At 68.1% G+C, this 15,345-nt stretch carries 20 protein-coding genes; 11 read left to right on the top strand and 9 right to left on the bottom strand.

Annotation, left to right across the window (positions count from 1 at the left end; translation table 11 throughout):
- The 4 genes from ACWELQ_RS16205 to ACWELQ_RS16190 all read right to left on the bottom strand — a co-directional run.
- The coding region (locus tag ACWELQ_RS16205; protein ID WP_452397838.1) for a DUF6986 family protein at window positions 1-694 on the bottom strand (694 nt) is incomplete at its 3' end.
- Window positions 691-1,437 carry an aspartate/glutamate racemase family protein gene (locus tag ACWELQ_RS16200; RefSeq protein ID WP_452397837.1) on the bottom strand — a complete coding sequence of 249 codons (747 nt, stop codon included), beginning with the start codon at window positions 1,435-1,437 and terminating at the stop codon, window positions 691-693. The genes ACWELQ_RS16205 and ACWELQ_RS16200, both read right to left, overlap by 4 nt.
- Window positions 1,438-1,512: 75 nt before the next feature.
- On the bottom strand, window positions 1,513-2,247 hold the full coding sequence (locus ACWELQ_RS16195; protein ID WP_452397836.1) for a GntR family transcriptional regulator: 735 nt from the start codon (window positions 2,245-2,247) through the stop codon (window positions 1,513-1,515).
- Between the two features lie 76 nt (window positions 2,248-2,323).
- Entirely contained in the window at window positions 2,324-2,770 is a 447-nt protein-coding gene (locus ACWELQ_RS16190) for a MarR family winged helix-turn-helix transcriptional regulator (RefSeq protein ID WP_452397835.1), read from the bottom strand.
- An 86-nt stretch (window positions 2,771-2,856) separates the two neighbouring features.
- Here ACWELQ_RS16190 and ACWELQ_RS16185 point away from each other — a divergent pair, with 86 nt between their 5' ends.
- Together ACWELQ_RS16185 and ACWELQ_RS16180 are read left to right on the top strand one after the other, a co-directional pair.
- Entirely contained in the window at window positions 2,857-4,296 is a 1,440-nt protein-coding gene (locus ACWELQ_RS16185) for a DHA2 family efflux MFS transporter permease subunit (protein WP_452397834.1), read from the top strand.
- A gap of 49 nt (window positions 4,297-4,345) precedes the next feature.
- Window positions 4,346-4,921 (top strand): DUF6817 domain-containing protein, encoded by a 576-nt coding sequence (locus tag ACWELQ_RS16180; RefSeq protein ID WP_452397833.1) that lies wholly within the window; start codon window positions 4,346-4,348, stop codon window positions 4,919-4,921.
- A 15-nt stretch (window positions 4,922-4,936) separates the two neighbouring features.
- On the opposite strand, the gene ACWELQ_RS16175 is transcribed toward ACWELQ_RS16180, so the two are convergent.
- Window positions 4,937-5,227, bottom strand: coding sequence for a hypothetical protein (locus ACWELQ_RS16175; protein WP_452397832.1), 291 nt, complete (start codon window positions 5,225-5,227; stop codon window positions 4,937-4,939).
- A 70-nt stretch (window positions 5,228-5,297) separates the two neighbouring features.
- A complete protein-coding gene (locus ACWELQ_RS16170) occupies window positions 5,298-5,954 on the bottom strand; it encodes a TetR/AcrR family transcriptional regulator (protein ID WP_452397831.1) in 657 nt (218 codons plus the stop codon).
- Window positions 5,955-6,024: 70 nt separating this feature from the next.
- On the opposite strand from ACWELQ_RS16170, the gene ACWELQ_RS16165 reads away from it, so the two are divergent.
- Complete coding sequence (locus tag ACWELQ_RS16165; RefSeq protein ID WP_452397830.1) at window positions 6,025-6,495, top strand: VOC family protein; 471 nt, start codon at window positions 6,025-6,027, stop codon at window positions 6,493-6,495.
- Here the strand turns inward: ACWELQ_RS16165 and ACWELQ_RS16160 are convergent.
- Window positions 6,492-6,986: a DnaJ family domain-containing protein gene (locus ACWELQ_RS16160; RefSeq protein ID WP_452397829.1), complete on the bottom strand. Its 495-nt coding sequence runs from the start codon at window positions 6,984-6,986 to the stop codon at window positions 6,492-6,494. The genes ACWELQ_RS16165 and ACWELQ_RS16160 overlap by 4 nt on opposite strands.
- A 190-nt stretch (window positions 6,987-7,176) precedes the next feature.
- On the opposite strand from ACWELQ_RS16160, the gene ACWELQ_RS16155 reads away from it, so the two are divergent.
- Window positions 7,177-8,784, top strand: coding sequence for an ArnT family glycosyltransferase (locus tag ACWELQ_RS16155; RefSeq protein WP_452397828.1), 1,608 nt, complete (start codon window positions 7,177-7,179; stop codon window positions 8,782-8,784).
- Between the two features lie 6 nt (window positions 8,785-8,790).
- Here ACWELQ_RS16155 and ACWELQ_RS16150 read toward each other — a convergent pair whose 3' ends face one another.
- Window positions 8,791-9,336: a hypothetical protein gene (locus tag ACWELQ_RS16150; RefSeq protein ID WP_452397827.1), complete on the bottom strand. Its 546-nt coding sequence runs from the start codon at window positions 9,334-9,336 to the stop codon at window positions 8,791-8,793.
- Between the two features lie 58 nt (window positions 9,337-9,394).
- Here ACWELQ_RS16150 and ACWELQ_RS16145 point away from each other — a divergent pair, with 58 nt between their 5' ends.
- The 6 genes from ACWELQ_RS16145 (at window position 9,395) to ACWELQ_RS16120 (ending at window position 13,654) form a co-directional block, all read left to right on the top strand.
- Window positions 9,395-9,607, top strand: a complete 213-nt coding sequence (locus ACWELQ_RS16145; RefSeq protein WP_452397826.1) for a hypothetical protein — start codon at window positions 9,395-9,397, stop codon at window positions 9,605-9,607.
- A 128-nt stretch (window positions 9,608-9,735) separates the two neighbouring features.
- Window positions 9,736-10,062 carry a hypothetical protein gene (locus ACWELQ_RS16140; protein WP_452397825.1) on the top strand — a complete coding sequence of 109 codons (327 nt, stop codon included), beginning with the start codon at window positions 9,736-9,738 and terminating at the stop codon, window positions 10,060-10,062.
- A gap of 33 nt (window positions 10,063-10,095) precedes the next feature.
- Window positions 10,096-10,548, top strand: coding sequence for a flavodoxin family protein (locus ACWELQ_RS16135; protein ID WP_452397824.1), 453 nt, complete (start codon window positions 10,096-10,098; stop codon window positions 10,546-10,548).
- Between the two features lie 76 nt (window positions 10,549-10,624).
- Window positions 10,625-11,332 carry a LuxR C-terminal-related transcriptional regulator gene (locus tag ACWELQ_RS16130; protein ID WP_452397823.1) on the top strand — a complete coding sequence of 236 codons (708 nt, stop codon included), beginning with the start codon at window positions 10,625-10,627 and terminating at the stop codon, window positions 11,330-11,332.
- Window positions 11,329-12,618 carry a sensor histidine kinase gene (locus tag ACWELQ_RS16125; protein ID WP_452397822.1) on the top strand — a complete coding sequence of 430 codons (1,290 nt, stop codon included), beginning with the start codon at window positions 11,329-11,331 and terminating at the stop codon, window positions 12,616-12,618. Before ACWELQ_RS16130 ends, ACWELQ_RS16125 begins: the two co-directional genes overlap by 4 nt.
- Window positions 12,605-13,654, top strand: coding sequence for a hypothetical protein (locus ACWELQ_RS16120; RefSeq protein ID WP_452397821.1), 1,050 nt, complete (start codon window positions 12,605-12,607; stop codon window positions 13,652-13,654). The genes ACWELQ_RS16125 and ACWELQ_RS16120 overlap by 14 nt, the downstream gene beginning before the upstream one ends.
- An 11-nt stretch (window positions 13,655-13,665) precedes the next feature.
- Here the strand turns inward: ACWELQ_RS16120 and ACWELQ_RS16115 are convergent, their stop codons facing one another.
- The gene (locus ACWELQ_RS16115; protein ID WP_452397820.1) at window positions 13,666-14,169 is read right to left on the bottom strand and encodes a hypothetical protein; all 504 of its coding nucleotides are present in this window, start codon (window positions 14,167-14,169) and stop codon (window positions 13,666-13,668) included.
- Between the two features lie 147 nt (window positions 14,170-14,316).
- Between ACWELQ_RS16115 and dapA the strand changes: the two genes are divergently transcribed.
- Window positions 14,317-15,225, top strand: a complete 909-nt coding sequence (gene dapA, locus ACWELQ_RS16110; protein WP_452397819.1) for a 4-hydroxy-tetrahydrodipicolinate synthase — start codon at window positions 14,317-14,319, stop codon at window positions 15,223-15,225.
- Window positions 15,226-15,345: the final 120 nt, after the last annotated feature.

Raw genomic sequence — 15,345 nt, 5'->3', positions numbered from 1 at the left:
GCAATCCGGTCGCGCGTCCGGCGGAGCGCTGGATCAGCTGCGACACCGGGGAGGAGCCGTCGGCGGCGATGATGGCCTGCGGGGACTCGATCTGCAGCTCGAACTTCAGCGACCCGGCGGGCAGCCCGTGCGCCTGCTCGATCGCCTCGCACACCTGCACGGTGAGATCGGCCTGCTCGACGTGGCGGATCTTCGGCACGGTGAACACGAAGCCCTCGGGCACGCCGCCCGCGCCTTCGAGGACCTTCTCCAGGGTGCGGATGGCGCGCGCCCACTCCAGGGTGGTCAGGCCCTTGGTGCGGATACCGCGCGAACGGACCTCGGCCGGAAGGGCTTTCAGCACCGCACCGGCATTGAGGGCGGCGGCGTCCTCGATCTCGTCGCCGCGGGTGCCGTAGCCGTCCTCGAAGTCGAAACGCAGATCCTGGATCGGGCGCTCACGCAGCGTCTCGATCGTCCGGGCCACCACGTCCTCACCGGCGAGCGCGACCAGCAGATCCCGCTGGCTCTCGGCGAGTTCCAGTGCGGCGGAACCCCATTCGCGCGGAGTGTCGACGGAGGCGTCCGCGCCGGATACGTACGCGGTATGGATCGGCTGCCCCGGGCGGTCACCCGGGTAGAGCCGCAGCAGCTCCGAATCCACGGCCTGCAAACGGGATTCGATCCCGTTCAATGTCTCCGGTGGCAGCGTCACGCCTGCGCCTCCCTTTCCTCGATGCCGAAATCGGCGAGCAATCCCACGTACTTCTTCGGTAGTGGGGCCGCGAATTCCCCGCGGCCGGACTTTCGCAACTTCATGGTGACCAGCGATTGCACGGTCAATGTGGCGGCGGCGACGCCGTCCACCACGGGTACCCCGACCTCCTCGGTCAGGAATTCACACAGATCCGCCATTCCCGCGCAGCCGAGCACGACGGCGTCGGAGTTGTCGGCGGCCACCGCCTCGCGGCAGGCGTCGGCGATCACCTTGCGCGCCTTGGGATCCTCCAGTTCCAGCACCGGGATCTCGCAGGCGTGCACCTGGGCGCAGAAGCGTTCCATGCCATAGCGTTCCGCGAGTTCCCAGGCCCGGCCCGCGGTGCGGGCGAGCGTGGTCACCACGCTGAAGCTGCGGCCCAGATGGCTCGCGTACTGCATGGCCGCCTCGGCGATGCCGATCACCGGGCCACGCGCCAGTTCTCGGGCCGCGTCCAGGCCCGGATCGCCGAAGCAGGCGATCACGTAGCCGTCGACGCCCTCGGCCTCGCCCTTGGCGATCTCGGCCAGGAGGCCGGGCACCGACAGCGCCTCGTCGTAGTGGCTTTCGATGGAGGCCGGACCCATGTCGGGGTTGACGGCCTCGATGATCGTGCCGGGCGCGGCGACCGAGCGCGCGCTCTCCCCGATGAGAGCCGTCATCGCGGCGGTGGTGTTGGGATTGATGACCCGGATCCGCATGGGTCCACGCTATCGAACAGATGCAGCTTCGGGGTTGCTGGAACCGTATATGTTCACAAGGCCCTGGCTCGGGGGTTATATATCTTCTTCACCTGCGGGTTCGGCGAACAAACCGGTGTCGGTGGGCAGGTGTTCCAGAACACTGTTGAGCCGTGTGTGATGACCCTCGCTGGCCGCCAGCAAACCTTCAGCATCCCTCGCGAGGAAGGCTTGCAGCTGCTTGCTGTGATCGGCGTGCAGCACCACGCGGTCCATGGTCGACACGTGCACCATCGGCTGCACGGGTTCGGTGATGTTCCAAGCGTATTCGAGCATGTGCACCACGCGCGGCATGCCCGACGGGCGCACCAGGGCGAGATGGAAGTTGCGGGTCTCGCGGTGATAGGCCACCGCGTCCTCGGTCAGCACCGCCTGCTCGAGGCGGGCGTGGATGTCGCGGGCCAGCTGATGATCGGCCTCGGACGCGTTGTGCACGGCCGCCGCCATCGCCACCGACTCCAGGCGCTCGCGCACGACGTAGAGCTCGCGCAGCTCCTCGGAGGTGAGCATGGTCACCTGGTAGCCGAAGTTGGGCCGATGCTCGACCAGGCCCTCGCCGATCAACGTCTGCAGCGACTCGCGCACCGGGATCGCGCTCACCGTGAACATGCGCGCCAGCTCGCCCAGCGGCAGACCGGTGCCCGGCGGCAGGTTGCCCTCCAGGATCAACCGGCGCAGTTCGCCGAGAATCTCCTGCTGGGAGTAGCCGCGGCGGGCATCCAGAGGCGGGTTGAGCTGGGGCAGGCGAGGTAGACGCGGGCGAGAAGGCACGGCCCCAACCCTAACCGGTGGCCGCGTCGCCGCGGACGCCGTACCGGTCGCGGCCGCTCGCGCGGCGGGGTGTGGGTCAGATCTCGTCCATGTCGTAGCCGAGGGCCTTGAGCGAAAGGCGATGCAGCGTTTCGCGTTCCGCCGGGGTGAGCCGGTGCAGCAGCACATCGGTGGCTTCGAGGATCTTGGCGTTGGTCTCGACGCGCAGGCGCTCGCCCGCGGCGGTGATAGTCAGACGGTATTTCCGGCGGTCCTCGGGATCGCGGGTGCGGATGACCAGTCCCGCCTTCTCCAGGCTGTCGATGAGCCGCACCACCTCGCTGCGATCGATCTCCATGGCATTGGCCATCTCCTGCTGGGAGACCTCGGCGCGCTCGGCCAGATAGGTCAGCACCCAGTGCTCGCGCAGGGGCGTGTCGAGCCGGGTGTGCATGGCCTTGTGCAGCTTGCCGAGCGCGTAGGTGGGGTGTTTCAGCAGGCCGGCGGGGTGATAGGCCACCGCGGAGGAAGGTTCGTCGGTCACCCGCCGATTATATCTATTGTTGAGTAGCTCAATCATTGTTACTCTCTGCAATTGAGTCGCTCATCAACGATTGAAGGAGAGGTCCGATGACGCAGATGCGTTCGGACACACAGACATCCGGCGCTCCGGTGGCCGCACCACCGCCCGCCGAATCCGACAAGATCCCCGCGCATGTCTGGCGCACCGCCGCGGTCGTGGTGTTCGGCGCGGTCATGGGCATGCTGGACACCTCGCTGGTCAATATCGGGCTGCACACCATCGGCGCGGACCTGGGCGCCTCGCTGTCCACCATCCAGTGGGTGGCCAGCGGATACCTGCTGGCACTGGGTGTTTCGCTCACCGTGTGCGGGTGGCTGGCGCGGCGCGTCGGCGTCACCCGGCTCTGGATGGGGGCGCTCGTCGCGTTCACCCTCACCTCGGCGCTGTGCGCGTTCGCGCCCACCGCGGGCTGGCTGATCGGGATGCGCATCCTGCAGGGGCTGGCCGCCGGACTCATGATTCCGGCAGGTCAGACCATCATCGGGCAGGCGGCCGGGCCGCAGCGCATGGGCCGCGTCATGGGCGTGGTCGGCATCGCGGTGGTCGGCGCGCCCGCCATCGGGCCGACCATCGGCGGGCTCATGCTGGCCAACTGGAGCTGGGAATGGCTGTTCCTGATCAACATTCCGCTCGGGCTCATCGGGCTGGCGCTGGGCCTGCGGTACCTGCCGCGCAGCGCGGGCACCGAGGTGCAGCGGCTGGATGTGATCAGCCTGGTGCTGGCGGGCGGCGGGGTGTCGGCCGTGGTGTACGGGTTGTCCGAGGTCGGGACGACCGGGTCGGTGACCTCGCTGTCGGTGTGGCTGCCCGTGGTGCTCGGGCTCGCCGGGCTGGCGGGTTTCATCACCCGTGCCCTGCGTGCCGCGCGACCGCTGCTGGATATTCGGCTCTTCGGCAACGGCGGCTTCCGGGCCGCGACCACCGCGGGGTTCTTCGCCGGCGGGGCCATGTTCGGGGTGATGGTGTTGCTGCCCTTGTACTTCCAGGTCCTGCACGGCACCGGGCTCATCCGCACCGGCGTCGACCTGTTGAGCTTCGGGCTCGGCGGCGTCATCATGCTGCCGCTGGGCGGGCGGCTCACCGACCGCTTCGGCGGCGGGCAGGTCGCGGTGATCGGCAACCTGCTCATCGGGGCCGCCGTCCTCCCGCTGGCCTTCCTGCCCGTCGACGCCAACGGCATCCTGATCCAAATCCTGCTGTTCGCAGCGGGTCTGGCGACCGCCGTCGGGGCCATGCCGCTGGTGTCGGCCGCCTACGCCGCCGTCCGCCGCGAGCAATTGCCGGACGCGACCGCGCTGGTCAACATCATGCAGCGGGTCGGAGGCGCGGTCGGCGTGGCGATCATCGCCGTGATCCTCTCCCGCGCAACGGCCTCCGGCTGGGCTCCGGTCAGCGGCTACCACCTCGCCTTCGGTTGCCTGGCGGGACTGTCTCTCGCGGCCTCGGCCGCCTCGACGGTGCTGCGCAACCTCCAGCGCAAGGCGTAGTGGCGAACCGCACTGCCGCCGAAAGGGTTCGGCGGGCCACACTGAGTCGGTGAACGACGACACTGAATCGGTGAACGATCACGAACCCCTCGCATCCCGCAGGACCCGCGTCGAGCGGTTCCTGCGGGATCGCGGCGCGGACACCATCGACCATCCGGGCGGCACCCTGCTCGCCCACCTCGGCCGCGTCGCCGACACCCTGGCCGCCTGGGGTCATGACGCCGATCTGCAACTGGCGGGCCTCGCCCACGCCGTCTACGGCACCGACGGTTTCGACCGGTGGCTGGTCGAACTACCCGACCGCGCAACAGTTGTCGCGCTGGTAGGGGAGCGCGCCGAAGCGCTTATCTACCTCTATGCCTCCTGTGATCGAAAAGCGGTCTACCCGCAGATCGACTCCACCCCAATCCCTTTCCGCGACCGCTTCACGGGCCGTGAATTCGAGCCCGCCACAAAAGATTTCCAGGCGTTCCTGGAACTGACAGTGGCCAACGAACTCGACGTCCTGGCCCACAACGCCGACCTCGCGGCGCAATACGGCCCGCCGCTGCGCGAACTCTTCACCCGGGTCCGCCCCCACCTCACCCCCGCCGCCTGGTCGGCCTGCGAATCCCAACTGGCCTAGCCGCGTCCCGCGATCTCAGCGCCGCGCACCGCGCCGCAGCAGTACCGCCGACCCCGCGACCACCAGCACGCCGCCGACGATCAGGAACCCGTCCGTCGAATGCCGCAGCGACCGTTGCTGATCGAAGGTCCGGGACACGGTCCGCCCCTTCTCGGTATCGACGCAGATCTGTCCGGATTCCATCCGATGCCCGGAACACTCGATCGGAATCAGCAGCGCGCGGGCCACACCGGCGATGAGCAGCAGCAGGCCGACCACCACCGCGATCCGGTGCGCGATCGTCAGGGATCTCGGGGACGGACGCATACGGTTCCTCGGTTCTCGACCTGCCGGATCGGGCGAGCGTCCGGCCGCCGTGGTGCGGCGTGGCGAAACTCTATCGCCCGGGCCCGCTCGAGGGGGTGGTGGCCAGTCGCAGCCACGTGCCGTGCAGCCAGTGTTCGTAGGCGGCCGCGTCGAAATCCAGTGTCCTGGTCAGCAAGTTGTAGGTGTCGGCCTGACCCAGGGGGCCGACGACGGTGATGATCCAGTCGAGGTCGGCTTCGGGGTGAAGCAGGCCGTCCGCGTGCATCTTTCGCCAGATGTCGGCGATGTGCTGCTGCGTGGCCGCGCGGCCGGCCGCTCCGGCCTCGGCGATGAGGGGCTCGCTGGCCTCGGCGGCGGCAGCGGCGGCGATCAAGGGCGCGGCGCGTTGCATGAGAGCGCTTGCGCCGCTGGCGTATACGGCGATGCGTTCGTGCAGGGTGGGGGCGGTAGCGGCGCGCAGGTGCCAATCGCGGTGGGCCAGATCGATGTCCTGGGTGTCGCCGACGATCGCGACGTCGATGGCGCGTTTGAGAAGTTCGGCCTTGGAGCCGAAGCGCAGGTAGACGGTGCGGGATCCGACCTCCGCGGCGTCGGCGACGGCGGCCAGGGAGGTGGCGGCGTAGCCGTCGGTGATGAACAGCCGGGTGGCCGCGTCGAGGATCTTCCGCTCGGTTTCGGCCTTGCGGGCATCCCAGAGGGGAGATGTCTTCTTGACATCGCGGACCATTCGCTGCATCCTTACTGCATCACTACAGTGATGCTGCACTATTACATCTGTACTGCAGAGGATATCAGCAATGATCCCCACTCTCGCCGGGGTGCATCACCTCAAACTTCCCGTTTCCGATCTCGCGCGCTCGATCGACTGGTATCGCACGCGCCTGGGCTACGAGGTCGGCGTCGAATTCACCGAGCAGGGCGTCCTGAGGGGTGTCGCCCTGCACCACCCCGCCGGGGGTCCCATGCTGGGGCTGCGGCTCGATCCTGAGAAAGCCGCCGCGGCAGCGGGATTCGACTACTTCTCGATCGGCGTCCCCGACCGGCCCGCGATCGAAGCGCTCGCGCAACACCTGACCGCGCTCGGTGAATCCCATGCTGGTGTCCATTTCGCCACCATCGGCTGGATTCTGCCGCTGCTGCACGATCCGGACGGGCACGAAGTGCGCTTCTATACCGTCGAATCCCACACCGAACTCACCGACGAACCGCTGGTCGTCGACAACGCCCGTGCGACCGCCGAGGCGCGCGAACGCGAACAGGCCCGCTAGCCTCGGCTGCCGAAAACTCTTCGCCACCAACGCTGTTCGACCGGTCTCGGGTGGGGCGGAGGAGAGGCTGCCGGTTGGCGTGCCGCCCGGTTAGCCTCGCGCTCGGCGCGCCAGGTGGCGATCACCTCGTCGGTCTTCAGTGGGCCGATCGGCATGTGCGGGCCGCTGGGCATGCGCAGGTATTCGACGATGCGATCGTTGAGTGCGCTGACGACGGTGCGAACCTCCTTCTCGGAGTGCAGGTCTCGCACGGTGTCCTGGATGCGTTCGCGTTCCCGGCGCAGGATGATCGATTCCGGCAGCAGGCCGTCGGCGTTCGCGCCCTCGCGTTTCAAATAGTTTCGCAGCCACCAGTTCTCGTCGGCCGCACCGGCTGGGATGGGTTGGCCCGCGCCCTTCAGGTTGTCGAATTCGCCGCGCTCGGTGGCTTCGCGCACCTGCTTGTCGATCCACGATTCGAAGGAGATTCCGGGCGGTTTGCGCTCGGTCATGACCCAATACTACAGGCTGTCGTTGATTCGTGGGCCGACATTACAGACCATCGTGGCCTCGGGGGCAAGCCCCGGAAAGAATGTGAAGACGCTGTGCGTCAGACCGGATAGTCTGCTGTTCTGATCGACGCCCGGCACCGCTGACTTGGGCTCTGCCGGGCGTCTTTTCGTTCCTTTGGGAGGGGACAGCATGTCAACCACCGACGCGGTGCTGCCGCCGGACGTCGTCGCGCCGGTCGGGGAACGGGGGCCCGCCACCGGTCACGTGCGGTTCGCCTGGAAAGGGGTGCTGGCGGTCTCGCTCGGTTTCGCCGCCGTGATGGGCATCGCGGCAGCCCGCATCAACTACTTCGGCGACGAGCTGTATTTCGTCGCGGCCGGTCGCCGACTGGCCTGGGCCTACCCCGATCAGGGGCCGCTCGCGCCGTTCGTCGCGCACGTGATGGACTCCCTCGCGCCGGGTTCGGTTCTGGCACTGCGGATTCCGGCGCTGTTGTTGATGGCGTCCGCGGCCATCCTCGCGGGCGCCACCGCCCGTGAACTCGGCGCGGGCGCGCGCTATCAGGTCCTCGCCGCCCTGGCCTACGCCGTCTCGCCGCTGGCCTTCGACCAGGTGCAGCTGATCACCCTCACCTTCGATATCCCGTTGCAGGCGTTGATCGTCTATCTGCTCATCCGCTGGGTGCGGGTGCGGCAGGACTGGCTGTTGATCGCCGCCGGTGTCGCGGCCGCGATGGCCTTCCAGGCCAAGTGGATGGTGCCCGGGGTGTGGGCGATGCTCGGTATCGGCGTGCTGGTGGCGGGCCCGCGCGAGGTGCTGCGTCGCCCGGCGCTGTATATCGGAACGCTGATCATGGTGGCCGCCATGATCCCCGGCATCGTGTGGCAGACGCGGCACGGCTGGGTGGAATCGCAGATGACCGAGATCATTTCGCAGGAGCAGCACGCCGCCAACACCGGCCCGCTGATCTGCGCGGTCGAGATCGCCATCCAGTGCGGCCTCATCGGCGGCATCCTCAGCCTCTTCGGCCTGTGGGGCATGGTTCGCCTGAAAGCCCTGCGCCCCTACCGTTTCGCGTTCATCGCGGGCCTGCTGCTGGTCGCGGTGGTGCTGGTCGAGAACGGCCGCTCCTACTACGTCGCCGGCTTCTGGCCCGCCCTGCTCGGCGCGGGCGCCTTCGCCCTCGGCACCGTCGAGGCCAAGCGCCTGATCCGCCGCTGGATCACCGCCGCCGCGGTGCTCTCGGCCGCCCTGTTCGCAGTCTGGATGACCTCGGTCCCGTTGTCCCGCAGCTGGATTCCCCTCCCCAAGAGCCTGACCACGATCTCCTCCCCGATCACCAACCAGGCCCAGTACTGGATGCGCGAATCCTGGTACGGCCCCGAGGGTTACGCCACCTTCACCGCCGCCGTCAACGACGCCGTCCAATCCCTCCCCGACTCCGAACGCGCCAACACCGCCGTAGTCGCCGCCGCCTACGTCCAAGCCAGCGCCCTGGAAGAATTCGGCCGCCAATACAACCTGCCCCCCGTCTACAGCCCCAACCGCGGCTGGGGCTACTTCGGCCCACCCCCGAATTCCGCCAAAACCATCGTCTACCTCTCCGTAGACGGCGTAGGCGACAAAGAATTCCTCTCCCAATTCGACTCCACCACCACCTTCCAAAAGATCAACGACCCCAACGGCCTCCCCGGCCTACAGCGCCTGATCACCGTCTACATCTGCCACAACCCCAAACACCCCTGGCCCGAAGTCTGGCCCTCCCTCCAAACCCTCACCTTCCCCAGCGGAATCTGACCCGCCTCAGAGGTACCAGTCGTCCGGCGCGGGAGTCGCACTGTCCCAAGCAGTCTCGAACTCCTCGGCAGTGATCTCCTGCGCCGCCAACTCCGGATCCCACAGATCGATCGGCGGATTGAGCGGAAAGTCCTCGAGATCAGTACGCACCACCTCCCCGCCATCCCGAATCTCGACCTGCCGAGTCCGATACCCATCGATGATCTCGGTCAAATAATCCGCAGCCGCGACATCCTCCTCCGGATCCCACCGCTTACGCGTATACAACAGCCCCCGCTCGGCTACCGCCCCGAACCCCTCCTTTGTGCGCTGCGAATCCCGCTGCGCACGAAGGCTGTTCAACGCCGAATCCGACCGATCATCGATATCGACCTCATCCAACCCCCACTTCTCCAACTCCGCCCATCGCTGCGGATCCTCGACAACCGCTGTCTCGGCGAATGTCTCGACAATCTCCCGCGCCGACCGCGCATGAATGACCCACCACACGCCACCCATCCCATAGTCATGGCACACCAGGAATGGCCGCTTGCCCACCTCATCACCACTCACACCAACCCACCCTAGGCACACCCCCGGACATGTCGGATCCCCGGAGTAGACCATCCGCATGGCCCCCGACCCCCGAGCCAAACCGCCCCGCCTCCCCGCCGACCTCATAGTCCGCCTGGTCGAAGCCCACACCCGCGGCTCCCTTCACCTCCCGATGTTCCACGCCGACGACGTCCTGCCCCTCCTCGAAGGTACCGACCGCGAATATGCCGCCGCAGCACTACTTCTCGACAAAGGCAAGGTCTTCTACCCCCTCGGAACGGAGCCCTGACCCCCCTTGTCATGCGGTCCGACCTGGGCAAACCGACCGGACTGGCTGGAGTTTCCGGGGCGATTCGGCATCGTGGGCAGGGGTGGTCGGCGACTATGGAAGGCCGTCGAATGTAAAGGGGAGCGAGTTTGTCCGATGCCGTGGAGCGTAGAGAGCGGATTTGTGAGGCCCTGCTGGCGTGGCTTTATGTCGACTCTCGGGCGGAGCGGCCGGGCTCGACTCCCGCGCCGGAAGTCATTGCGGCCCAGTCGGACTGGAGTTCGGGGCCGATTCTGCCGCAGGAACTGCTCGAGGCCGCCTTCGTGCTGCGCAGCCGGGGGCTGCTCGCCACGGTCGAGGAGCCGGGGCAGCCCCCGGCGCTACGGATCACCTCCGCCGGAACCCGGGTGTTGGAACAGACGCGCGGCCGCGCCATGGCTCCCGCGCCGCGCAAATCGCCCCGCAAGCGCTGCTGACCTGACCGCCCGCGGCGGGGATACGCTCTGGGAGTGCCGATCTTGCTGATCATTCATCACACGCCGTCGCCGTTCATGCAGGAGATGTTCGAGGCGGTGGTGGCGGGGGCTACCGATCCGGAGATCGAAGGGGTGGAGGTGGTGCGGCGGGCAGCGTTGGCGGTCACCGCGAGTGATGTGCTGGCGGCTGATGGGTATGTGCTGGGGACGCCTGCCAATCTCGGCTATATGAGCGGTGCGCTCAAGCATGCGTTCGACACCTTCTATTACCCGTGCCTGGATTCCACCAAGGGCCGCCCGTACGCCCTCTATATCCACGGCAATCAAGGCACCGAGGGGGCGGAGCGGAGTGTGGAGAGTGCGACGACCGGGCTCGGGTGGGAGAAGGCGGCCGCGCCGGTGATCGTTTCGGGGAAGCCGGAGAAGGCGGATGTCGAGCGGTGCTGGGAGCTGGGGGCTACTGTGGCGGCTCGCCTTATGGGCTGAGTGGAGCGTTCCCCCGAATTCTGGTGGCTGACACATCGGGTGGGGGGACCGTCATACTCGGGAGGACATTCGCGGAATGTCCGTTTGTGGAGTGTGGGAAGAGGTGACGGCCGCCGTGCAGGCGCAAGAGTCGGGGATACGCCGGATCGGGCTGGTCGAGGACCATGAGTCGGTGGCGATCGGACTGTCGGCGATGTTGGCGCCGCAAGCCGATCTGGAATTGGTGATCACGGCGGGAACGGTCGCCGAATTGCTCGCGGCGGGGCCGACGTTGGATCTGGTGGTGCTGGATCTGCGGCTGGCCGATGGTTCGTCGCCCGAGGAGAACGTGCGGGCGCTGCGGGCACGGGGGATCGAGGTACTGGTGTTCACCGGTGCCGACAATGCTTTCCTGGTGCGTGCAGCCGCCCGAGAGGGCGTGCTGGGTGTGGTGCGCAAATCCGAGGACGCCGCGACCGTGGTGGCCGCGGTGCGCCGGGCCGCGCAGGGCGAACAGGTGGTGACCACCGATTGGGCCGCCGCCATCGACGGCGACCCGCAACTGCAGGACGTCGGGTTGAGCCCGCGCCAGCAGCAGGTGTTGCAGCTCTACGCCTCGGGCGAGAAAGCCTCGCGCGTCGCCCGCATGACCGGCCTGTCCGAGCAGACCGTCAACGACTATCTGGGCCGCATCCGGCAGAAGTACGCCGACGCCGGACGCCCGGCCCCGACCAAGACCGACCTGTACAAGCGGGCCGTCGAGGACGGGTGGCTGCCTGTCCCCGAACGGAATCCGCGGGCATGACCGCGTCGGGCACCCTGGATCCGACGGCCGCGACCCGGCCGGTGCCCTCCCCGGCGGCGTTCGTGCAGCGGCTGCGCCGCGGCCTGGCCATGCGGGAGGATCCGGCGACCGCCGCCTACGACCGCATCATGTTGCGGTTGGGCATCTCGATCGGCATCGCGGGCGTGATCGTCGGCGGCGTCGAACTGCCGGAGGTCGCCGAACAGGGCCGTTACGGGCCCATGTGGTGGACGGTGACCGCGGTGCTGCTGGCCTTCGGCTGGTATCCGGTGATCGGCGTGGTGGCCGCCGTGTCGGGTCCGCGCGCCATCCGCTTCGTCTCCGGTTGCGCCGCGATCAGTTTCCTGGGCGCGCTGGCCTCGATCCCGTTCGGACTGCACCTGCACGCGATCGACGCGACGACGGTGTGGCCCTACCGGGTCACCCCGCTGGCGGTGACCGCCGCGGTGCTGGCCTGGCAGACCCGCCTCACCGTGATCTATCTGCTGGTCTCCGCCACCTCGGCCGCCGCCGCGACCCTGTACACGGTGCCCGCGTTCACGACTCAGCATGTCGCGGAGAACTTCCTGCGCGCGGTCGGCTTGTCGGCGCTGTTCGTCTGGTGCGGCGTCGCTCTCACCGGTGCCGCGGCCCGCGTCGACCGGGAGTCGGCGATCGCCTCCCGCCGCGCCGCCGCCCAGGCCGCCGCCCTGGCCCGTGATCGCGAACGCGCCCGCTTCGCCGCGCTCATCCACGACGCCGTGCTCTCGACCCTGCTGGAGGCGTCTCGCGCCGGCACCGCGTCGGATGTGCTGCAACGCCAGGCCGAGCGCACCATCGAGCAACTCGACGAATGCCATGGCGAGCAACGAGATCCGGACCTGCTGGATGCCCGCTCGGCCGTGCTGTTCCTGCGCGCCGCGGTGCAGGAGGTCAATCCTGGTGTGCGTTTCGCCACCCGCACCTGGCCCGGCTACGACGATCTGCGCATGCCGGTGCATTCGGCCAGCACCATTGCCGCCGCCCTCACCGAGGCGGTGCGAAACAGCTTGCGGCACGCCGCCGTTCCCGGTCGTGAGGTGCGCCGCACGGTGACCGCCACGGTCAGCGCGGGCAGCATCCGCATCGTATTCAGCGATGACGGCGCCGGTTTCGACCTCGCCGCCGTCTCCGCCGACCGACTCGGCATCTCGATGAGCATCCTGGGCCGCATGCGTCAGCTCGCGGGCGGTTCGGCGTTCGTGGAGACCCAGCCGGGCGAGGGCACCACCGTGACCTTGGTGTGGGGTGGCGATGGTTCCCGTTGACAATGCCGCCCTCGAACTGGATCCCCGGTTCGGGCTGCGGGATCTGCTCGGCCTGCGCGGCAGCGCCGCCTGGCTGTTCCTATTGATCCTCGAAGCCGTGATCGCGCTGTACATGGTGCGCAATTTCGGCCAGTCCCCGCCGTGGGCGGCCGCGGCCAGCATGGTGCTGATGCTCAGCGCCGGCGCCCTGGTCACCGCCATCCCGGTGGATCCGCTGCCGATCCCGGTGGCGCTGTACGCGGCCATCGCCCCACCCGTCGCGACCACACTGACGGTCATCACCCCCGAACACGATCTCGTGCACGAGACGGTGTGGTCGGCGTTCGCGTCGTCCTATGTGCTCGCGGTCCTGGTGCTGCGCGGCCGAATTCGCACCGCGTGGGTGGGCGTCGTCCTCGTCGCGGCCGTGCTGGTGGCGCTCGGCCTGATCGGCGGCCACCTGCAACCCGGCACCCTGGTCGGTTCGCTCATGCCGGTCGGCACGGTCACCGCGATCTCGGTGTTCACCGCGGTCATGCGTCCCATGCAGCAGTCGCTGCGCATCCTGCGCGAGGACGCCATGATGCGCGCCGCCGCCGAGGCGACCATGGCCGCCGCCGACAGCGAACGCTCCCGCCAGCTGGCCCGACTCGACCGGGTGGCGCGGCCGATCCTGGAACGGATCGCCGACGGCGTGGAACTCAGTGCCGCCGAACGCGAGGAGTGCCGCCTGCTGGAGGCCGAACTGCGGGACGGACTGCGCGCACCGCAACTGGTCACCGATGAACTCAGCGGCGCGGCGCGAGGCGCGCGTGGCCGTGGTGTCGAGGTCATCCTCCTCGACGACGGAGGTTTCGCGGGTGTCCCGGAATGGGTCCGCAAGCGTGTGATCGATGCCGCCACAAAGGAACTCGACGCCACGAATTCCGGCCGCATCACCGTGCGCGTGCTACCGCTGGGCCGTCACGTGCTGGCGACCGTCCTGGCCACGGCCCCGGATCAGGACCGCCGCACCGAGATCGACACCGACGGACAAGTCACCACCATGACCGACTGAGCCGATGCGGGCTATGCCTTGTCGTCGTCGCTCGGCTTCTCGGTGTGGCGGGGCTTCTCGTAGCGGGACCGATCCTCGTAGCGGCCCGGCCCGCCCTTCCACATCTGATCGCGCAGCGCGGACTGGACGGTCGTCGACAGCCAGGAGTTGAGGGACTGCCCGCTCTGCGCGGCAGCCTCCTCGGCCCGCGACTTCATCTGCTCGACCAGCCGCAGCGTGACCCGGCTGATGTCACCGGTCATCTCCTCGAATGTCGGGTGTTCCTCTTCCCGCGCGGCTTTACGGACATCCACGTGCGCGTCGGTCCCGTCCACGGAGACATGCACTGTCCGGTCTGGAAGCGTGGCGCTGACCTCGGCGGCGAGATCAGACAGCGCCGCCAGCAACACCAGCCGCGCCGAGTTCTCGGTGGCGGCGGCCAGGGCGGCGGCGGTGGACTGGGTTTTCTCATCGCCCAGAGCGGCCGCGGCGATCAGGTTCTCGCGCAGCTGGGCGGTGTATTTATTGAGATCCATGACACCAGTGTGACGTCACATCTGACACCATTCAAGGAAACGTTTGACGCCTGAATTGGGCGCTTGACGCGAATCGCCATCGGACCCGGCACGGTTCGGGTATAACGGTGCAAATCCCGTTCCAGCGACGCTGTAGCCTTTCTGACTATGACGAACGGTGAATCGACGCGAATCGAGCTGCACGCGTCCGGCACAGTAGGTGTCGCGATGGTGACCCCCTTTACCGCCGAAGGCAAGCTCGACGTCGATGCCGGTGTCGCGCTGGCCGCCCGCCTGATCGACGGCGGCGTCGATCTACTCGCCATTTCCGGGACCACCGGTGAGTCGCCGACCACCACCGAGTCCGAGAAGTTCGACCTGCTGCGCGCCGTCGTGGACGCCGTCGGTGATCGTGCCACCGTCATCGCGGGCATCGGAACCTACGACACCGCGCACAGCATCGAACTCTCGCGCAACGCGCAGCGCGCGGGCGCGCACGGCCTGCTGGTCGTGACCCCGTACTACTCGCGTCCCAACCAGGACGGCCTGCTCGCGCACTTCACCGCCATCGCGGACGCGACCGATCTGCCGATCACCCTCTACGACATTCCGCCGCGCTCGGTGGTGCCCATCGCCACCGACACCATTCGCCGGCTGGCCGAGCACCCGAACATCGTCGCGGTCAAGGACGCCAAGGGCGATCTGGGCGCGGGCGCGGAGTTGATCGCCGAGACCGGGCTGGCCTTCTACTCCGGCGACGACGTGCTCAACCTGCCCTGGTTGTCGATCGGCGCGACCGGATTCATCAGTGTCATCGGCCATCTCGTGCCGGACCGCCTGCGTGCCCTCGTCGACGCCTACCGCGCCGGTGACGTTCAGCGCGCACGCGAGATCAATGTCAGCATGGCCCCGCTGAACCGGGCCATGGCCCGGCTGGGCGGTGTCGCCATGACCAAGGGTGCGCTGCGATTGCTGGGCATCGAAACCGGAGAGCCACGCTTGCCTCAACTTCTTCCGTCCCAAGACCAACTCGATGAGCTCGCGGTGGACCTGCGCGCTGCGGGGGTGCTTGCATGAGCGAACCGATCGCACGTCGCCCGCGCGCTCGACGACCGCGACCGGGTGCACGCGGTCGTAGCCGCCCAGCTCGAGGAGGCGGGCGTCTTGGACGGCGGCCACGTGCACCCGGTAGTCCAG

The sequence above is a fragment of the Nocardia sp. NPDC004722 genome (genome assembly GCF_053601505.1).
This window is presented reverse-complemented; position numbering and strand designations above follow the sequence as displayed.

Bases quoted from the DNA above. Each gene is read 5' to 3' on its own strand.
- ACWELQ_RS16165 (WP_452397830.1), top strand. From the start codon at position 6,025: ATGATCCCCACTCTCGCCGGGGTGCATCACCTCAAACTTCCCGTTTCC.
- ACWELQ_RS16115 (WP_452397820.1), bottom strand. From the start codon at position 14,169: ATGGATCTCAATAAATACACCGCCCAGCTGCGCGAGAACCTGATCGCC.
- ACWELQ_RS16175 (WP_452397832.1), bottom strand. From the start codon at position 5,227: ATGCGTCCGTCCCCGAGATCCCTGACGATCGCGCACCGGATCGCGGTG.
- ACWELQ_RS16130 (WP_452397823.1), top strand. From the start codon at position 10,625: ATGTCCGTTTGTGGAGTGTGGGAAGAGGTGACGGCCGCCGTGCAGGCG.
- ACWELQ_RS16170 (WP_452397831.1), bottom strand. From the start codon at position 5,954: ATGGTCCGCGATGTCAAGAAGACATCTCCCCTCTGGGATGCCCGCAAG.
- ACWELQ_RS16155 (WP_452397828.1), top strand. From the start codon at position 7,177: ATGTCAACCACCGACGCGGTGCTGCCGCCGGACGTCGTCGCGCCGGTC.
- ACWELQ_RS16145 (WP_452397826.1), top strand. From the start codon at position 9,395: ATGGCCCCCGACCCCCGAGCCAAACCGCCCCGCCTCCCCGCCGACCTC.
- ACWELQ_RS16185 (WP_452397834.1), top strand. From the start codon at position 2,857: ATGACGCAGATGCGTTCGGACACACAGACATCCGGCGCTCCGGTGGCC.
- ACWELQ_RS16160 (WP_452397829.1), bottom strand. From the start codon at position 6,986: ATGACCGAGCGCAAACCGCCCGGAATCTCCTTCGAATCGTGGATCGAC.
- dapA (WP_452397819.1), top strand. From the start codon at position 14,317: ATGACGAACGGTGAATCGACGCGAATCGAGCTGCACGCGTCCGGCACA.
- ACWELQ_RS16125 (WP_452397822.1), top strand. From the start codon at position 11,329: ATGACCGCGTCGGGCACCCTGGATCCGACGGCCGCGACCCGGCCGGTG.
- ACWELQ_RS16120 (WP_452397821.1), top strand. From the start codon at position 12,605: ATGGTTCCCGTTGACAATGCCGCCCTCGAACTGGATCCCCGGTTCGGG.
- ACWELQ_RS16200 (WP_452397837.1), bottom strand. From the start codon at position 1,437: ATGCGGATCCGGGTCATCAATCCCAACACCACCGCCGCGATGACGGCT.